A 15701-nucleotide genomic window follows, 5' to 3' on the forward strand; every position below is an offset into this window, starting at 1 on the left:
GGACGTAACCGTGAACATCTTTGAAAACCGGATGGTTCTGACCACCGGCGGCAAGTCGATTACCGTTGAGCCATCAGCGCCGTTCACCAGCACACGCCTCTTGGTGGGTACCTTCGTGCCCGCCGTCGAATGCCTGAAGGATGGTCTTTCGAAGCTTGGAGCAACGGGGTTTCTCAAGGGCAGGCCAAGGCTGCTCATCCTCCCTCAAGCCATGACCGAGGGAGGGCTTTGTGAAATTGAAGAGCGCTGTTTGCGCGAGGTTGGGTTTTCCGCAGGGGCAGGGAAAGTCGAAGTCCGTATAGGCTAGCGTGCAAACAACCGACTCAAATACTCCCGGAACAGAGCATTCAAGGGCTCAGGCGGTGTTATCCGCCCAGCCACCTGCGTGGCCAACGTGTTTATCCGCACTCAGTCTGGCTGGGAGCCGTTGTTCGGAACAACGGCGGCCGCTGGCGGCACCGCCGGCTGCGCGGGTTTATCCGCCGCAGCCAAACGCGCCTGCAACTGGGCCAGCTGACTGTCCTTGAGCTGCACCAGACGCTGCAGCTTCTCCAGTTGCGACTGCAGGTCGGCGAGGCGGCTGTTCAGCTCCTCGCGCTCACGGCGGGCCTGGTCCAGGCCTTCCTGAGTCAGTGCCAGCTGCTGCTTGAGCGCCTCACTGGCAGCAGCCTTGTCTTTGCCCTGCGCGGCATCGGCTGCGCCCTTGCCAGTCGAAGCACCCACCAGACTGAGGGTGTCACCCTTGGCCACCGTTGCAGGGGCTGCCGCGGCAACAGGTCGCCGGGTCGCATCCATCTGCGCCTGAACCGGTGCGGCCGGCGCGCGCCAGCTCTGGTGCTGCTGTTCGACCTGCGCCAGCGCCTCGCTGGCCGAGTGCTGCTGTATCTGCTCGGCCGTCGGCAGCTGCAGGGTCTGGTTGCGTTTGAGGCGGTTGATGTTGCCGCCATCGAACGCCTGCGGATTCAGGCGCTGAATCGCCAGCATGGCCTGCTGTGGCGTGGACTGAGGACCACGAATGGCGCGGGCGATATCCCACAGGCGGTCGTTCTCGCGGGTCTGGTACTGGCCGCCCGGCTGCGGGCCGCTGCCGCTCGCCGGCGGAGTCTGAGGTGCGGCGGCCTGTGCCTGAGGGCGTGGGGCGCTGGCAACAGCAGGCGCGGCTACAGGCGACTGGAAACTGTAGCTGGGCGGGTCGAGCAGCAGATTGAATTCGCGCAGCTGGCGACCGTTGGGCCAGGTCACTTCCAGCAGCAGGTTGAGGTAGGGCTCGCGCACCGGCTGGCGCGAAGTCACGCGGATCACGCTGCCGCCCGTGGCGCGGAGTTCTGGGCTGAACTGCAGATCAGCGAGGAACTGACTGCGCTCCACACCTGCCTTCTGATACTCCTCGGCCGAGGCCAGCCGCACCAGCACCTCGCCGGCAGACAGGTCGCTGATATCACTCAGCGGGATCTGCGCGCGCAACGGCTGGCTCAGGGCCGACTGAACCTGAACTTCGCCCAGCCCCAGCGCCCACGCCGGAGCGCTCAGGGAGCTGGTGGATGCCACGGCCAGAGCCAGCAGCAGACGATGTGCCTGAATCATGGGAAACCTCTCGACAATCAGCGCTCTCCGGGGGGCTCACCCCGGCCTGCCACACGGCAGCATGGCGCCGATTATTCGCGGCCGCTGCGCCAGTCGACAGGCGCAAATGGCGCAAGCGCAGAACCCGTCACAGATGAATTGGCAGAACTGCCGATCAGTCGGCACTGCGCAGCGCCAGCGCCACCTCGTCGGCCCAGGCCAGCCAGGCCTGCTCGCCGAGAATGCCGCGGCGCAGGGTGAGGTAGGGCAGACGCCAGGCCAGGCGTTCAGCCTCGGGCAGGGCGAGCAGTTCGCGCTCGATGGCCAGCAGGCTGTCCAGGGTCTTGCGGTGGATGGCCACATGCCGGGCCATCTCCTCGCGCAGGTTGGCTTCATCCGTGAGCGAACCGCCATAGAGTTTGACCAGCAGGGCGTCGTTGATCTTGTTCGGCGCCACCGGCTCGCTCAGCCAGCGCAGCAGCTCGGCGTGGCCTGCCGGGGTCAGGCGGTAGATCTTCTTGTCCGGCCGGCTGTCCTGCGCCTCTTCCTCAAAGGCCAGCCAGCCGGCTTCACTCAGCTTCTTCAGCTCCAGATAGACCTGCTGGTGCTTGGCGTTCCAGAAGTAGCCAAGCCCGGCCTTGAAGCGCTTGACCAGGTCGTAGCCGCTGCCCGGTTCGCTTTCGAGAAGAATGAGGATGGCGTGCTTGAGGGACATGAGCGCAGATTCGGCATAAGGCGGGAAGTGCTTGGCAGTATACGGACTATGCAAGAAGTTGCATAAATCTCCCAAGCGCACCTAATATGCAAAACATTGCATAACAAGAACAACATCCGCCCGGAGACCCTTCCATGAAACGCACTGGCACCCGCTTCCGCCAACGCCTGGCCCAAGATAACTACGACGCCATCATCATCGGCTCGGGCATCGGTGGCCTGACCACCGCCGCCCTGCTGAGCAAGCTGGGAAAACGCGTCTGCGTGCTGGAGCAGCACTACACCGCCGGCGGCTACACCCACAGCTACGAGCGCGAAGGCTACGAGTGGGACGTGGGCGTGCACTACATCGGCGAGGTGCACAAACCCTGGTCGGTGATCCGCCGGGTGTTCGATGTGATCAGCGACGGCAACCTGCACTGGGCGCCGATGGACGACCATTACGACCGCATCGTCCTCGGCGAGCAGGTGATCGACTACGTCGCCGGCCGCGAGCAGTTCAAAGCCGAGATGAAGCGCCACTTCCCCACTGAAGCGGCCGCCATCGACCGGTATGTCGAGCTGCTCAGCGAGGTCAGCGCGCGGGTACCGAAGTTCTTCGCCGGTCAGGCCATGCCGCGCGCCCTCGGTCTGCTCTACGCCAAACTGCGCCGCTGGTGGCTGCCGGACTACTGCTTCAAGAGCACCCGCGAAGTGCTCGAAGGGCTGACCCGCAACGAGCAGCTGATCGGTGCACTCACCGCCCAGTGGGGCGACTACGGTCTGCCGCCCTGCGAGTCGTCCTTCCTCATGCATGCCATGGTCGCCAAGCACTACATCACCGGCGGCAACTACCCGGTGGGCGGCGCGGTGAGCATGGCCGAGACCATCATCCCGGTGATCGAAGCCGCCGGCGGCCAGGTGTTCACCTACGCCGGCGTGGACAAGATCCTGATCGAGAACGGCCGCGCCGTGGGCGTGCGCCTGCAGAAGGACGGCGTCGAACTGCGCGCGCCGCAAATCGTCAGCTGCGCCGGGCTGGTGCCGACCTATACCCGCCTGGTGCCGCGCGAAGCCGCCGAGTCGGCAGGCCTGCTGACCAACCTCAAGCAGGTGGAACTGTCCGCCGCGACGCTCTGCCTGTATGCCGGTTTCAAGGGCACCGCCAGTGAGCTGGGCCTGCCGAAGACCAACTACTGGGTCTACCCCTCGGCCGATCACGACGGCAACGTGCAGGCCTTCGAAAGCCGGCAGAGCGAGACGATGCCGCTGATCTACATCTCCTTCCCCTCGGCCAAGGATCCGTCCTGGGATGCGCGCTACCCGCACAAGGCCACGGTGGAGATCGTCGCAGCGACCCTGCCGGAATGGTTCGCCCAGTGGAAAGGCAGCACCTGGGGCAAACGCGGCGAGGACTACGAGGCGTTCAAGGCGAAGCTCACCGAGCAACTGCTGGAAACCCTCTACCGCTTCCAGCCGCAGCTGCGTGAGCACCTGGACTTCTGCGAGCTGGGCACGCCGCTGTCCACCGAATGGTTCCAGTGGAACGAACAGGGCGAGATCTACGGCATCGAGCACACGGTGCAGCGCTTCGACCAGCACTGGATCCACAGCCAGACGCCAATCAGGGGCCTCTACCTGACCGGCGCCGACACCGTCACCGCCGGCGTGGGTGGCGCGCTGATGGCCGGCGTGCTGACCGCCAGCTGCATGCTCGGCTGGCGCGGCTACAAGGTGGGGCAACTGCTGAAGAACTGGCGCGGCAAAGCCACCAGCGAGACGCCCGCCAGCACCGAACCCGCCTGATCCGGCTACTCGTCAGGACGGGTCGGCACCGAAGCCGGCCAGTCCTGAGCGGTCAGCCCCAGGTGCGGCAGCCAGTCAGCAGGGCTCTCCGGCACGCCCTCGCCCGGCCAGTGGCGGCCCGAACAGTCACGCTCAAAACGCTGGGATAGCGAGTACCAGCGGGCATAGGCGCTGTCGCTGGCCACGCCCGGAGTGTTCTCCCGGCGTTGCAGCTCAACCGCCGCCTGGTGCAGCACCTCCACCTGATCGAGGCAGTAGGTGAAGTAGCGGTCATCCATCACGGCATAGGGTGAGGGCTGCTCGTGCAGCCACTCCACCACCCGCGCCCCGCCCATAAACAGCAGGGTTGTGGCATACACCAGCAGAATGCTGCCAGCCACCAAGCCAACCACAACCAGATTGACCAACTGACCGCGCACCTCTCGCGGCAACTGGGCCCATACACGCTGCCAGCGCGGTACGGTCGACTCATCCATGATTCACACTCCCTGTGCAGTACCGATCAGCTTTCCAGCCAGACGTCCCGGCACCAGTGCCAGACTGAATCCCAGCTCTCATCGGTCAGCTCGCCCTCGCTGCCATCCCACAGCCAGACCTGACCCTCGACGTCCACCGCATAGTAGTCACGGCCATCCTGACACAGCGGCACCAGATCGCGCGGCAGGCCACGGTCCCAGGCCACCGAGGCGACTTCGGGCAGGTAGGTGTGCGACTGCGGATCGCTGGCGGTCACCGGCTCCAGCCGGCCATACACCACGTCGCTGACCTTGAGCAGAAACTCGCGCAGCTCGAATGGCAGGTGAATGAGGATTTCTTCCTGGATCTCCACCAGGGTTTCCTCGTCGGGCAGCTCCAGCGGAACCGGCACCGGCTCGTTCAGTTCGCGCAGTTGTTCGATGACTTCTTCCACGATAAGGCTCCTGTGCTGGGGGGATGGCTTTATACCCTAGCGCAGACGCGCTCGCGACGGGGCCGGTGGATAACTCTGCTATCGTCAATTAAAAGGCGCCGCCATTTTGCCAAAGGCCCGGAGCGAGCCATGAAAGAGCAGGAAGAAACCAGCGAAAGCAGCCTCAGCGAAGAAGAGCGCATCGAGCTGCTCGAGCATGAGGAAAAGTCCGACCGCATCTGGCTGTGGGTAGTGAGCCTGGTGGGCGGCTTTGCCTTGCTGGTCTGGCTGGTGATGAGCCTGATCAGCAGCCTGGGTGACGAAGGCGAAGTGCTGTCCGTGGATAATGTTCAAGCCATGGAGCAGCGTGTGGCGACGCTGGAAAAGAGCGTCGAACGTCTGGAAAGACTGGTGGCCATGCAGGACGAGCAGTTAGCCAGTCTGAAAGCCAACCAGTTCACTGGCCTACATGCGCCGATTGACGACAAGAGCACGGTCGGCCGCGTGGCCCTGGTGCTGCAGGAGCAGGAAAAGGATTACCAACAGGTGATGGACGGCCTCAAGATCGGCATGCGCGATCTGGCCAATATGCTGCCGGGCTCGCGCAGCTGGCTGAGCGATTACAGCGAAGCCATCGATCAGGCCAAGGCCAGCAGTCGCAAGCGTATAACCGAGTTGCAGAAATGGGCGCTGGAGGCAAAGGGCGAGTTGCCTGCCAGGCCTACGCCGTTGGCCCCGGCAACACCCTGATGCCTAGCAGAGCGTCTTCAGCTCATCCTGAAGGCGCTGCCACTGCTGCATGACCGGCACATTCTGAGCCGGTAACTGCAACACCTGAGGTGGCGACACCACACGCCCTCCCCGAAGAAACACTTCCTTGACCAAGCCCACGGCCATCAGCGTCTCCCCGCAACGCACCTCATGCGCGAAGTAGCAGTACTTCTCATCCCACCCCAGCAATCGGGTGCTGCAGGAAAAGCGCGCCAGAGGGGGAATCGGACGCAGATAGACCACGTCCTGAGCCGCAATCAGCCGCGTGCGGTAAAGGCGTCGAAATGGCAAGCGGCTGGCATGCCAGAAGTCGAAGCGACCCAGCTCGAAAAAGCTCATGAAACGGTAATTGGGCAAATGGTCGCGCCAGCCCAGATCATGCGGCCAGACACGGAAGTGCAGCCGCGAAACTGCGTGCACATCACGCGGCGCCCCACACCAGACGCGCAACGCCAGCCAAAACAGTCGAACCAGCAGATTCACCGACCCACCTCCTCCCCCCGAGCAGGCGCGCATCCTGCTGGCTGCAACGATCGCTGGCAATGACTGCAGCGCCCGTGGCAATTGCCGTAACGGTCAGTAGGCCGATCCAAAGTAGGGTTCCGGCCAGCGAACTGGCGTAGTCCAAATCATGCACTAGCGTGCCAGATGCGCCGCATATGAAGCGGTACAGCACAGGGCCGGCCGTCCTGCCTTCAGCCAGCCCTGCAGACAATAACAAGATGAGGGCTTCACCATGCAACGACTGCTACTTGCCTGCTGCATCAGCTCTGCCACGCTCGCCACCCCGCTGGCCCATGCGGAAACCGGGGACTACAGCTTCTGGAAAACCCTGCTCAATCTCAGCTCCCCACCACAGGCGGATAACCCGGTCCGCGCTGAACAACGCGTTGGCCCCTACCCGCTCCTGGGCAATCCCTCGGGTTTCAACAGCGGCTTCAAACCCGGCAACTATTACGCCTGGCAGAAGGTTGAACTGGCGCCGCAAACCGGTGCCGTGTGCGGCGATGGCTCGCCCTACAAGTTCTTCGTCAACCGCGTGCCCAACACCAGCAACACCATTTTTTACCTGGAGGGCGGCGGCGCCTGCTGGGACTACGAGAGCTGCAGCGGCCTCACGGGCATCCGCGGCGCACGCAACCCCAATGGCATACCGGACGATTACATGAGCCTGCTCAATCCCGGCGCCAGCCTGGCCAGTCCGTTTGTGGTACGCCTGCACCCCTGGACCCGCACCAAGAGCCAGAACTGGAACATGGTCTACGTGCCTTACTGCACCGGCGACATCTACTCCGGCGACAAGGTGGCGGTGTACAACGATCCGCAGAACCAGAAACCACCGCTGGTATGGCACCACAACGGCCTGCGTAACATGCGGGCAATAGTCGGCTGGATGAAGGACAACATGCCACGTCCCGGACAGATGCTGACCACCGGCTGCAGCGCCGGCGGCGCCGGCAGCCTGACCAACTACGCGGCCCTGCGCCAGGACATTGCCCCCACCCGCAGCTACATGATCAACGACTCCGGTCCGGTGTTCACCGCTCCCCGCGGAGGCGACAGTGCCAGCTACCCGTCACTGCCGCTGCAGAACCTGATCCGCAGTGCCTGGGGCCTGGACAACGGCCCGCTGCAGTACCTGCAGGCACGCGTGCCGGGTGTGGACCCGCAGAATCTGGGCACCCTGTACCCGGCGCTCTCCGCCACGCTGCCGGGAGACCGCATGGGGCACACCCACTTCTGGCAGGACCTCAACTACTCGTCCTACTCCTATGAGCGGTTCTACCCGGAAATCGCCAACGCACCGACCCAGGCCGCCAAGGAGGCGCTGATCCATGCCAAGTGGGGTGTGGATACCCAGCGCCTGCGCAACGAGCTGGCCAACCTGCCGAATGTGGGCAGCTATCTGCCGCAGTACCGGGCCGTGAACGAGAGCCACTGCACCAGCATCATCGAGTTCGCCAACTCGGATATTCAGGAGCAGAACCTGCAGCTTGATCACTTCATCAACAACGTCATGGAAGGCAGCGGCCCGGTCATGGACGCCTCGGAGTCCAGCGACGTCGCCGACCGCAACAAGCCGTTCAACCTGCTCTACTACGCACTCGACCAACTGCTCTGACAGCCGGTCAGCAAACAAGAAGGGGGCCCTGAGGCCCCCTTCTCTTGAATCACAGCGCTACTGATAACTCTGCTCGCGGGCCTCCTGCAGGCGTTGCCGCAGGTACTCATCCCGGCTCAACCCACCCGGAATGCTCTGCAGCGCCAGCACTTCGCTGACGATGGCCTTTTCCCGTTCCTTGTAGGCCACAAAGCGCTGATCCGCCTGCACAGGACGCTGAGCCTCACGCGCGGCACTGCGCGCCTGGTAACGTGCCACCAGCGCTTCGGCGGCCGCCTTCTGCGCCGTCTCATCCGGGTTGGTGGCCTTGATCAGGCCCAGCTGCAGCAACAATGCCTCACTGAGCGCCAGCTCGCCCTGCGCCTCACGCTCATCGATGGCCAGCGCCAGCGCCTGGGCCTGCTCGTCGCGCTGGGACGCAAGCAGTTGATCTGCCGTCGCCATGAACTGCCGGTACTGGTCGTGAAAGACCTGCCGGGCCTCATAGGCCCTGACCGCTGCCGGATCAGGCAGACCGGCCACCGGCGCAGTATCCGCCGGTTCCGCCGCAGAGGACGGAGGCAACGCAGTGGTTTGCCCCCCGGCAACCGTGGCAGTCGATGGCACGCTCGGCGTGTCCGGAGAAGTGGCGGTGAACCACAAGCTGGCGCCAACCGCCAGGACGGCGCTCACTGTGCCCAGCATCAGATACACACGTGTCTGCATGGAACCTCCGGCGTCAAATGGACCCGACCAGTAAAGGTCAAACTGAACGAACGTGCCAACAAACCAACGATAGCTGCGCTCTTGTGGACTGGTTAATTAACAGCCAGACGGCCGGAGCCTGCGCCTGGACTGGGCTGTAGCGTAGGCCGCACAGCTTATCCACAAGGAGCTGCACAGCCACTGTGTTTAACTATTCGGCAAGCTGCTGAAATCGTTCAAAAAAACAGCAGACGACGGGACCCCGCGGCGTTTCTGGGCTAGCCACAGGCATGGACAGCTTATCCACAGGGCCATCCACGCCTGTTGGGGGTAACACACTGGATCAGCGCATTTGGTACACCTGCCCGGTCTGCGCGCCCTCCACACTGCGCACATAACCCAGTGCCGCCTCGGCAGCCGGAATCGGCTTGAAGCCACGGAAATACGGGGCATAGCCCGGCATCGACTCGCTGACCACGGTAGGGCTGACGCTGTTCACTCGCAGACCCCGCGGCAACTCGATGGCCGCCCCACGGACAAAGCCGTCAATCGCCGCGTTGACCATGCTGGCCGAGCTGCCAAAGCGAATCGGTTCGTCGCTGAGGATGCCCGAGGTCAGGGTGAAGGAGCCGCCGTCCGTGATGAACTCACGGCCGATCAGCACCAGATTGACCTGACCCATCAGCTTGTCGCGCAGCCCGATCAGATATTCCGCCTCGGTCATTTCCGCGAGCGCGCCGAAGTGCAGATTGCCGGTCGCACTGACCAGCGCATCGAAGGATCCGACCTGTTCGAACAGCCGGCGGATCGAGCCGCTGTCGGTGATGTCGACCTGCAGGTCGCCGCTCTGCCGGCCAACCCGGATGATCTGGTGACGCTCGCTCAATGCCGCATCGATGGCCTGGCCCAGGGTGCCGCTGGCACCGATAAGAACAATCTTCATGACACTGACTCCATACGCTGGTGAGGACTGACAAGGCCAGTGTAGAGTCGGGCTTTGCACAGATAATCCACCCAATCACGAACCTTTGGTTTCCATATGGAAACAATCATACCCAGCCTCGATGACCTCGCCGCCTTTGCCCACCTGATCGAAGCCGGCAGCTTTACTGCTGCCGCCGAAGGGCTGGGCTGCAGCAAGGGCCAGTTATCCAAGCGCATCAGTTCGCTTGAGCAGCAGCTCGGCACGCGCCTGCTGCACCGCACCACACGCCGGCTGCATCTGACCGCCGCGGGGCAGGCGCTGCTGCCCGAGGCTCAGGCGCTGGCCCGTCAGGGGCAACTCGCCCTGCAGCGCATTGCCGAGGTGCAGGATCAGCCCAGCGGCACCCTGCGCCTGAGTGTGCCGGTGTCGCTGGGGGAAACCTTTTTCGACGGCCTGCTGCTGGAGTTCTGCCGGCAGTACCCGGGAATCCGCATCGAACTGGATCTGTTCAACGGCTATCGCGACCTGCTGCGTGACGGTTTCGATCTGGCGATCCGCTCGGGGCGTAATCTGGATGAGCGGCTGGTGGCCCGCCCGCTGTTCTCCATGGAGGAAATCACCTGCGCGACGCCAACCTACCTGGCGCAAAACGGTGAGCCGGCCGATCCGCAGGCGCTGGCCGGCCACAACTGCCTGCTCAACAGTCATTACAGCGGCTATGAGGAGTGGCTGTACCACCGGCAACACGATGTAGAGCGCATCCGGGTCAAGGGTCATCTGGCCAGCAACCACTACAGCCTGTTGAAGAAGGCCGCGCTCAACCACGCCGGCATCGCCCGCCTGCCCTCCTACATGCTGCATCAGGAGCTGGCCGCCGGAGAGCTGGTCTGGTTGCTACGCGACTACCGGACACAACAGACACCGGTTTTTCTGGTGCATCCCTGGCAGGGCCGCCTGCCACGGCGGGCCGAAGCGCTGGTGGACTATCTGCTCGACTGGTTCCGCCACAGCCAGGCGCTGCTCAACGGGCTGGAGCAGGTGAAACACCGCTGAGCGTTTTTTGTGCAACCTCCTGCACGCCCCGCCAACCGGGGCCTGTGCACAACTACCCCAAGCTTATGCACAGGCTGGCGCACAGCTGCTGTGTTTAACTCACAGGCTAACTCTCTGATATTGCTCAAAAACAAACGCCCCGCGGGAAGCCGCGGGGCGTCTGGGGTGTAGCCGGCTGTCCAGCGCTTATCCACAGAGCCATCCAGTGCTCACGGGGATAACCGCAGACCGCCTAAGAACCTGTTCAGAGTCTGCTGCGCGTCGGCCAGGCGTCGTTAAAAACAGGCTCAGACTGCTCATTTACCACTCGTAAACTCCGCATCCTCACCTGTTTTTGCCTAGCCTGACTCTAGCTCGCAAGACTTTGCACAGGCTCTTACAGCAAGCGTTTGCGGTCTTCGCGGGTGATGATCACCGTAGCCGAACGCGGGCGCTTGCCGGGGCCATCCGGCCAGGTGCTGAGTAGGTTGTTGGCCGTCGATCCTTCACCGGGGTGCTGCACGTTGATGAACAGCGTGCGGAAGTCCGGGGTGGCGGTAATGCCGGTGATCTCGGCGCCCAGCGGGCCGACCAGGAAGCGCTTCATCTCACCCGTGCGCGGATCGGCCACCAGCATCTGGTTGTTGCCGAACGGGCCGCTGGCCAGTTGGCTGCCACTCATGTCGGTCTGAATCCACAGCCGGCCATCCTCGTCGAACCACAGACCATCCGGGCTGGCGAGCATGTTGTCGGCGCCCAGCGCCTGGCCGTTCGGTCCACGGCTGTCGCTCTCCGGGCCGGCCAGCAGGAACAGGTCCCAGGCAAAACGCACACCGCTGTTGTCGCGGCGCTCTTCACGCCAGCGGATGATGTGGCCGTAGGCATTCTTCACCCGCGGGTTGGCGGCATCGGCCGTGGTCCGCGCGCTGTTGTTGGTCAGGGTGAAGTACACCTCGTTGCTGTCCGGGTGCACCGCGCCCCACTCCGGGCGGTCCATCTTGGTTGCACCGGCAATGTCGGCAGCCAGGCGGGTGTTGATCAGCACCTCGCCCTGATCGGCGAAGCTGACCCCGGCGGCCGCACAGGCCTGCTGGAATGCCGCATCCTGCAGGTCCAGCGCCAGCCAGTCGCCGCTGCCATCGGCATTGAAACGCGCCGCGTAGAGCACACCGTCGTCCAGCAGGCGGCCATCGCTGCGGCCGGGACGGTACTTGCCCCGGCTGACGTATTTGTAGATGTATTCGTTCTGCGCATCGTCGCCGGAATAGCAGACCACCGGTTTGCCGGCGCGTGGTTTGGCAAACACCAGGCCTTCGTGGGCGAAGCGGCCGAGGGCACTGCGCTTGACCGGCACCGAGTCCGGGTCGAACGGATCGATCTCGACGATCCAGCCGAAATGGTTGGGCTCGTTGCGGTAGTCAGCGCGGGCATCTGCGCCCTTGCGCGTGGCATCGAAGCGCTCGAATTCGTCGCCGCTCAGGGTGTCCCAGCCGAAGCGGCTGCTGTTGCGCAGGCCATAGCGCTTGAGTTCGCGCGGCAGGTCGCTGTCGCGGCTGGCGAAATAGCCCGCCCAGTTTTCCTCGCAGGTCACGTAGGTGCCCCAGGGCGTGAAGCCGCTGGCGCAGTTGTTCTGCGTACCGCGGCTGGCGGTGCCTTCCGGGCTGTAGCGGGTGCGCAGCAGCGCGTGACCGCGCGCCGGGCCGCTCATCTGCATCGGCGTGGCGGCGGTGATGCGGCGGTTGCGGGCGCTGGGCTGCACCTGCCATTCGCCACGCACATCGCGGCGGATCTCGACCACGGAGACGCCGTGGGCATTGATCTCCTTGCGCACCTCTTCGGCACTTACGCGCTTGCCGTCGACCACGCTCGGGCCGTTGGGGTGCAGCAGCGGCGCATCGATGTACTCGTGGTTGAGCACCAGCAGGCCGTGCCGCGAGTTCAGTCCGGCGCCATATTGGGCATCGATGGGGAAGAAGTGCATGCCGTCATGGTGCATGCCGATCTGCTCGGCCTGATCCTGAGCGCTGTTGCTGGCGTCCTCGAGGAACGCCGGATAGCCGCCGGTAATCGGTGTGCCCCATGGAATGAACGGCGTGGCACGGTAACCGGCCGGCACGCTGATGCCGTCGGCGCGGCTGACCGGCACGGCAGTGAACGGCAGGCGGTTGCGCCGGCCGAACGGCGGCAGATGGCGCTCACCGGCCTGGCTCTCAGCCGGCAGGCCGACGCCCAGAAAACCCAGCACGCCGAGCGCGGCGCCACCGGCGAGAATCTGCCGGCGGCGGCCGTCGATCAGCTCGTTGAAGTGCGGATTGTGCGAATGGTTGCTCGGTGCTTCGTCGCCGTTACCGAACAGCACAGCGTTGTTCTCATCATGGGACACGGTTGGCTCCTTGCAGAAGGTGGGTTGCAGGAACCTTGACGCTAATGGGCGAAAGCGACGACTTGGTGACGCTTTGGTTGCAGAGCCGGCGAATTTACCGGGGGTCAGGCACGCAGGGCGTATTGCTCAGCCATCAGCCGCGCGTCGAGCAGCGCATGGTGGGGAACCTGCGACTCCTCCAGCCCGGCAGCAGGCCGCGAATCTCGCGACTGAGGATGCCGGACGGCAGCGGCGCCGGAGCAAGCAGTTCCAGCAGCAGCGGCCAGTCCCAAGCCAGGGCGTCACTGATGATTTCGGCCCCGGCATAGCCTTCGAGAAAGCTCAGCAGCATGCTGCGCGCCTGCTCCCGCGACACCCCCTGGGCGGGCAGATCGAGCTGCGGCAGGACGATCTGCACGACAAACTCGGAGCAGTCCTCCAGAGCCCAGCCGTCGCGGAGCTCCACGTAGCACTCGGGCCCCGCCGGATCGACCAGCGCCAGACTGATCAGGCGCCGGTGCCGGCTGAGGGAGGTGAACTCGGTATCGAGGAAGAGGGTCGTCACGGGCCGGCATCAGCCCATATGGAAGAAGGCCAGCTTGTTGCCATCCGGGTCGCGGAAGTAACCGGCATAGAAGCCCGGCATGCGCTCGCCCGGCGCACCCTCATCACTGGCGCCCAGGCTGATGGCCTTGGCGTAGAGCTTGTCCACGCCCTCACGGGAGCCGCCGGGCAGGGCAATCATGTTGCCGTTACCGGGGCTGGCCGGCTGCTTGTCGAACGGCGTGCACACACCAAACATCGGCTGACCACGGGCCACACCGTAGAACACCGCGCGGCCGACATCCATCACCGGCTTGGCGCCCATTTCGGCGAACAGAGCACCGTAGAAGGCCTTGGCCTTGTCCAGGTCGGCGGTACCGACCATTGCGTATCCGATCATCGTGCAGTCCTCGTGTGGTGGTGTGGCAGGTCATTTGACGCCCGGTCGATTGACTCTAGCAGAGCACAGAAACGAAAAACCCGGGACAAGCCCGGGTTCTTCGTGGATGAAACGAACTCAGCCGTTCTGACGGATACCGGCCACCAGCCACGGCTGGTTGTCGCCCTGAGCACGCTCCAGACGCCAGCTTTCGCTGAAGGCTTCGCCCTGGTCGAAACGCGAGGTCTTGGCCAGACCGCTGAAGGTCAGGGTGGCTATGGTCTTGTCGGCCTGATCGTCCAGACCGTCCAGCTGCACCTGCAGGTTATCGATGTAGGTGGACTGGAAGCCGTCACCCAGATTGGCGCGCTCCTGGGTCAGGAAGGCGGTCATCTGCGGGGTGAAGAATTCGGCGATCTTGTCCATCTCGTTCGCGTCCCAGTGCTGCTGCAGGGCGAGGAAGTGCTCGCGGCCCTGCTCGATGAAACGCTCCTGGTTGAACCAGGCCGGCGCTTGCAGCGGCGCACGCGCCACGCTGGCGCCACCGAAGATCGGCGCGGCCGGGGCACTTTCGCGGGCGTAGGGCGCACCACCGGCCATGGCCGGCTGGGCCTGGCGGCGACGGGAAGCGATCAGCTTGAAGATGACGAAGGCGAGCAGGCCGAAGATCAGGATGTCGAAAATCTGCATGCCTTCGAAGCCATCACCCATGAACATCGAGGCGAGCAGACCGCCGGCGGCGATGCCGGCCAACGGGCCGAGCCAGCGCGAAGCGCCACTGGCCGGACGGGCAGCAGCGGCTGCGGTGGTAGCAGCCGGCGCCGGGGCAGCCTGCTGCTTGTTCATCTGGGTGGTCTGGTGGCTCGGCGCGCTACCGAGGCTCTTGCCGCCGCCCAGGCGCTTGGCCGCATCGGCGTTGAGGCTGAGGGTCAGACCCAGGCACATGGCCAGGGCGATGCTGAAAAAGCGTTGCATGGTCGGCACTCTTAATAGGAAGTTCACGCGCGCATGATGCCGCCCGGGGACCGTCAGGACCAGCGAGAGAGTGTTTCCGAATTTATGCCTTCATAGCTGGCGAGCCTTGAAGGTATCGCAACGCCCGGGCAGCCCCGAGTCGAAACCGTTGCGAAACCAGCGCACCCGCTGCGCCGAGGTGCCATGGGTAAAGGCGTCCGGCCGCACCTGACCACGCGCCTGGCGTTGCAGGTGGTCATCGCCGATGGCATTGGCAGCGTTCAGCGCCTCCTCCAGATCACCCGGTTCCAGCCACTGCAGACGCCGCTGGGCGTGATGCGCCCAGACCCCGGCCAGACAGTCGGCCTGCAGTTCCTGGCGCACCAGCAGACCATTGTCGCCCTCCAGGCGCTCGCCACGCTGGCGGGCCGCACTGATCCTGGCCGAGACGCCGAGCAAGGTCTGCACGTGATGACCGACCTCATGGGCGATCACATAGGCCTGGGCGAAGTCACCCGCTGCGGCGAAGCGGGTTTCCAGCTCGCGGAAAAAGCCCAGATCGAGATAGACCTGGCGATCGCCCGGGCAGTAGAACGGCCCCACGGCGGCATCGGCAAAGCCGCAGGCCGAACGGACACCGCCAGTAAACAGCACCAGTTTGGGTTCCTGATAGGACTTGCCAGCCTGCTGGAACAGGCTGTGCCAGGTGTCCTCGGTATCGCCCAGCACGGCGCGGACGAATTCGCGCTGCGGATCATCGGCGGCCGGACGCTGTGGCGGGGCGCTGGAGGGCGGTGCCTGCAGCGCCTGGTTGGCCAGGTTGCCGAGGATCTGCAGCGGGTCCTGACCCATCAACAGGCCAACCACCACGACCACCGCCACGCCGCCAAGGCTCAGGCGCTTGCCGCCACCAAAGCGGCCGCCACCGCGGGCATCCACCACATTGTCACTGCGTCGTCCCCGTTCCCAGCGCATGGC

General features: G+C 64.4%; 17 protein-coding genes. 5 read left to right on the forward strand and 12 right to left on the reverse strand.

Annotated features, from left to right (window positions below; translation table 11 throughout):
• Positions 1–10 precede the first annotated feature (10 nt).
• The gene (locus CK486_RS15640; RefSeq protein ID WP_256574440.1) at positions 11–307 is read left to right on the forward strand and encodes a hypothetical protein; all 297 of its coding nucleotides are present in this window, start codon (positions 11–13) and stop codon (positions 305–307) included.
• A 101-nt stretch (positions 308–408) separates the two neighbouring features.
• Here CK486_RS15640 and CK486_RS15645 read toward each other — a convergent pair whose 3' ends face one another.
• Positions 409–1584 carry a FimV family protein gene (locus tag CK486_RS15645; protein WP_095941244.1) on the reverse strand — a complete coding sequence of 392 codons (1176 nt, stop codon included), beginning with the start codon at positions 1582–1584 and terminating at the stop codon, positions 409–411.
• Positions 1585–1738: 154 nt separating this feature from the next.
• Complete coding sequence (locus CK486_RS15650) at positions 1739–2278, reverse strand: PadR family transcriptional regulator (RefSeq protein WP_095941245.1); 540 nt, start codon at positions 2276–2278, stop codon at positions 1739–1741.
• A 134-nt stretch (positions 2279–2412) separates the two neighbouring features.
• Between CK486_RS15650 and CK486_RS15655 the strand changes: the two genes are divergently transcribed.
• The gene (locus CK486_RS15655) at positions 2413–4062 is read left to right on the forward strand and encodes an NAD(P)/FAD-dependent oxidoreductase (RefSeq protein ID WP_095941246.1); all 1650 of its coding nucleotides are present in this window, start codon (positions 2413–2415) and stop codon (positions 4060–4062) included.
• 5 nt (positions 4063–4067) lie between these two features.
• Here the strand turns inward: CK486_RS15655 and CK486_RS15660 are convergent, their stop codons facing one another.
• Both CK486_RS15660 and CK486_RS15665 read right to left on the reverse strand, forming a co-directional pair.
• The gene (locus tag CK486_RS15660; RefSeq protein WP_095941247.1) at positions 4068–4538 is read right to left on the reverse strand and encodes a hypothetical protein; all 471 of its coding nucleotides are present in this window, start codon (positions 4536–4538) and stop codon (positions 4068–4070) included.
• 26 nt (positions 4539–4564) lie between these two features.
• Positions 4565–4972 carry an SMI1/KNR4 family protein gene (locus CK486_RS15665; protein WP_095941248.1) on the reverse strand — a complete coding sequence of 136 codons (408 nt, stop codon included), beginning with the start codon at positions 4970–4972 and terminating at the stop codon, positions 4565–4567.
• A gap of 129 nt (positions 4973–5101) precedes the next feature.
• Here CK486_RS15665 and CK486_RS15670 point away from each other — a divergent pair, with 129 nt between their 5' ends.
• The gene (locus tag CK486_RS15670) at positions 5102–5701 is read left to right on the forward strand and encodes a hypothetical protein (RefSeq protein ID WP_095941249.1); all 600 of its coding nucleotides are present in this window, start codon (positions 5102–5104) and stop codon (positions 5699–5701) included.
• A 3-nt stretch (positions 5702–5704) separates the two neighbouring features.
• Here CK486_RS15670 and CK486_RS15675 read toward each other — a convergent pair whose 3' ends face one another.
• Positions 5705–6205 carry a thioesterase family protein gene (locus CK486_RS15675; RefSeq protein ID WP_176481731.1) on the reverse strand — a complete coding sequence of 167 codons (501 nt, stop codon included), beginning with the start codon at positions 6203–6205 and terminating at the stop codon, positions 5705–5707.
• A 253-nt stretch (positions 6206–6458) separates the two neighbouring features.
• Here CK486_RS15675 and CK486_RS15680 point away from each other — a divergent pair, with 253 nt between their 5' ends.
• Complete coding sequence (locus CK486_RS15680) at positions 6459–7844, forward strand: pectin acetylesterase-family hydrolase (RefSeq protein WP_095941251.1); 1386 nt, start codon at positions 6459–6461, stop codon at positions 7842–7844.
• Between the two features lie 57 nt (positions 7845–7901).
• Here CK486_RS15680 and CK486_RS15685 read toward each other — a convergent pair whose 3' ends face one another.
• The gene (locus CK486_RS15685; RefSeq protein WP_095941252.1) at positions 7902–8549 is read right to left on the reverse strand and encodes a hypothetical protein; all 648 of its coding nucleotides are present in this window, start codon (positions 8547–8549) and stop codon (positions 7902–7904) included.
• Between the two features lie 322 nt (positions 8550–8871).
• Positions 8872–9471: a short chain dehydrogenase gene (locus CK486_RS15690; RefSeq protein ID WP_095941253.1), complete on the reverse strand. Its 600-nt coding sequence runs from the start codon at positions 9469–9471 to the stop codon at positions 8872–8874.
• A gap of 108 nt (positions 9472–9579) precedes the next feature.
• Here CK486_RS15690 and CK486_RS15695 point away from each other — a divergent pair, with 108 nt between their 5' ends.
• Positions 9580–10506: a LysR family transcriptional regulator gene (locus CK486_RS15695; RefSeq protein WP_095941272.1), complete on the forward strand. Its 927-nt coding sequence runs from the start codon at positions 9580–9582 to the stop codon at positions 10504–10506.
• Positions 10507–10882: 376 nt separating this feature from the next.
• Here the strand turns inward: CK486_RS15695 and CK486_RS15700 are convergent, their stop codons facing one another.
• The 5 genes from CK486_RS15700 to CK486_RS15720 form a co-directional block, all read right to left on the reverse strand.
• The gene (locus CK486_RS15700; RefSeq protein ID WP_095941254.1) at positions 10883–12868 is read right to left on the reverse strand and encodes a PhoX family phosphatase; all 1986 of its coding nucleotides are present in this window, start codon (positions 12866–12868) and stop codon (positions 10883–10885) included.
• Between the two features lie 133 nt (positions 12869–13001).
• Entirely contained in the window at positions 13002–13412 is a 411-nt protein-coding gene (locus CK486_RS15705; RefSeq protein ID WP_256574441.1) for a hypothetical protein, read from the reverse strand.
• Between the two features lie 9 nt (positions 13413–13421).
• Positions 13422–13790 (reverse strand): VOC family protein, encoded by a 369-nt coding sequence (locus tag CK486_RS15710; RefSeq protein ID WP_095941255.1) that lies wholly within the window; start codon positions 13788–13790, stop codon positions 13422–13424.
• A gap of 117 nt (positions 13791–13907) precedes the next feature.
• Complete coding sequence (locus CK486_RS15715; protein ID WP_095941256.1) at positions 13908–14744, reverse strand: Tim44 domain-containing protein; 837 nt, start codon at positions 14742–14744, stop codon at positions 13908–13910.
• A 90-nt stretch (positions 14745–14834) separates the two neighbouring features.
• Positions 14835–15698 (reverse strand): neutral zinc metallopeptidase, encoded by an 864-nt coding sequence (locus CK486_RS15720; RefSeq protein ID WP_095941257.1) that lies wholly within the window; start codon positions 15696–15698, stop codon positions 14835–14837.
• Between the last annotated feature and the right edge of the window lie 3 nt (positions 15699–15701).

Source organism: Pseudomonas sp. HAR-UPW-AIA-41, assembly GCF_002304225.1.
In the GTDB taxonomy this organism is placed as follows: domain Bacteria; phylum Pseudomonadota; class Gammaproteobacteria; order Pseudomonadales; family Pseudomonadaceae; genus Aquipseudomonas.

Bases quoted from the DNA above. Each gene is read 5' to 3' on its own strand.
- CK486_RS15645 (WP_095941244.1), bottom strand. From the start codon at position 1,584: ATGATTCAGGCACATCGTCTGCTGCTGGCTCTGGCCGTGGCATCCACC.
- CK486_RS15650 (WP_095941245.1), bottom strand. From the start codon at position 2,278: ATGTCCCTCAAGCACGCCATCCTCATTCTTCTCGAAAGCGAACCGGGC.
- CK486_RS15655 (WP_095941246.1), top strand. From the start codon at position 2,413: ATGAAACGCACTGGCACCCGCTTCCGCCAACGCCTGGCCCAAGATAAC.
- CK486_RS15660 (WP_095941247.1), bottom strand. From the start codon at position 4,538: ATGGATGAGTCGACCGTACCGCGCTGGCAGCGTGTATGGGCCCAGTTG.
- CK486_RS15670 (WP_095941249.1), top strand. From the start codon at position 5,102: ATGAAAGAGCAGGAAGAAACCAGCGAAAGCAGCCTCAGCGAAGAAGAG.
- CK486_RS15680 (WP_095941251.1), top strand. From the start codon at position 6,459: ATGCAACGACTGCTACTTGCCTGCTGCATCAGCTCTGCCACGCTCGCC.
- CK486_RS15685 (WP_095941252.1), bottom strand. From the start codon at position 8,549: ATGCAGACACGTGTGTATCTGATGCTGGGCACAGTGAGCGCCGTCCTG.
- CK486_RS15690 (WP_095941253.1), bottom strand. From the start codon at position 9,471: ATGAAGATTGTTCTTATCGGTGCCAGCGGCACCCTGGGCCAGGCCATC.
- CK486_RS15710 (WP_095941255.1), bottom strand. From the start codon at position 13,790: ATGATCGGATACGCAATGGTCGGTACCGCCGACCTGGACAAGGCCAAG.
- CK486_RS15715 (WP_095941256.1), bottom strand. From the start codon at position 14,744: ATGCAACGCTTTTTCAGCATCGCCCTGGCCATGTGCCTGGGTCTGACC.
- CK486_RS15720 (WP_095941257.1), bottom strand. From the start codon at position 15,698: ATGCGCTGGGAACGGGGACGACGCAGTGACAATGTGGTGGATGCCCGC.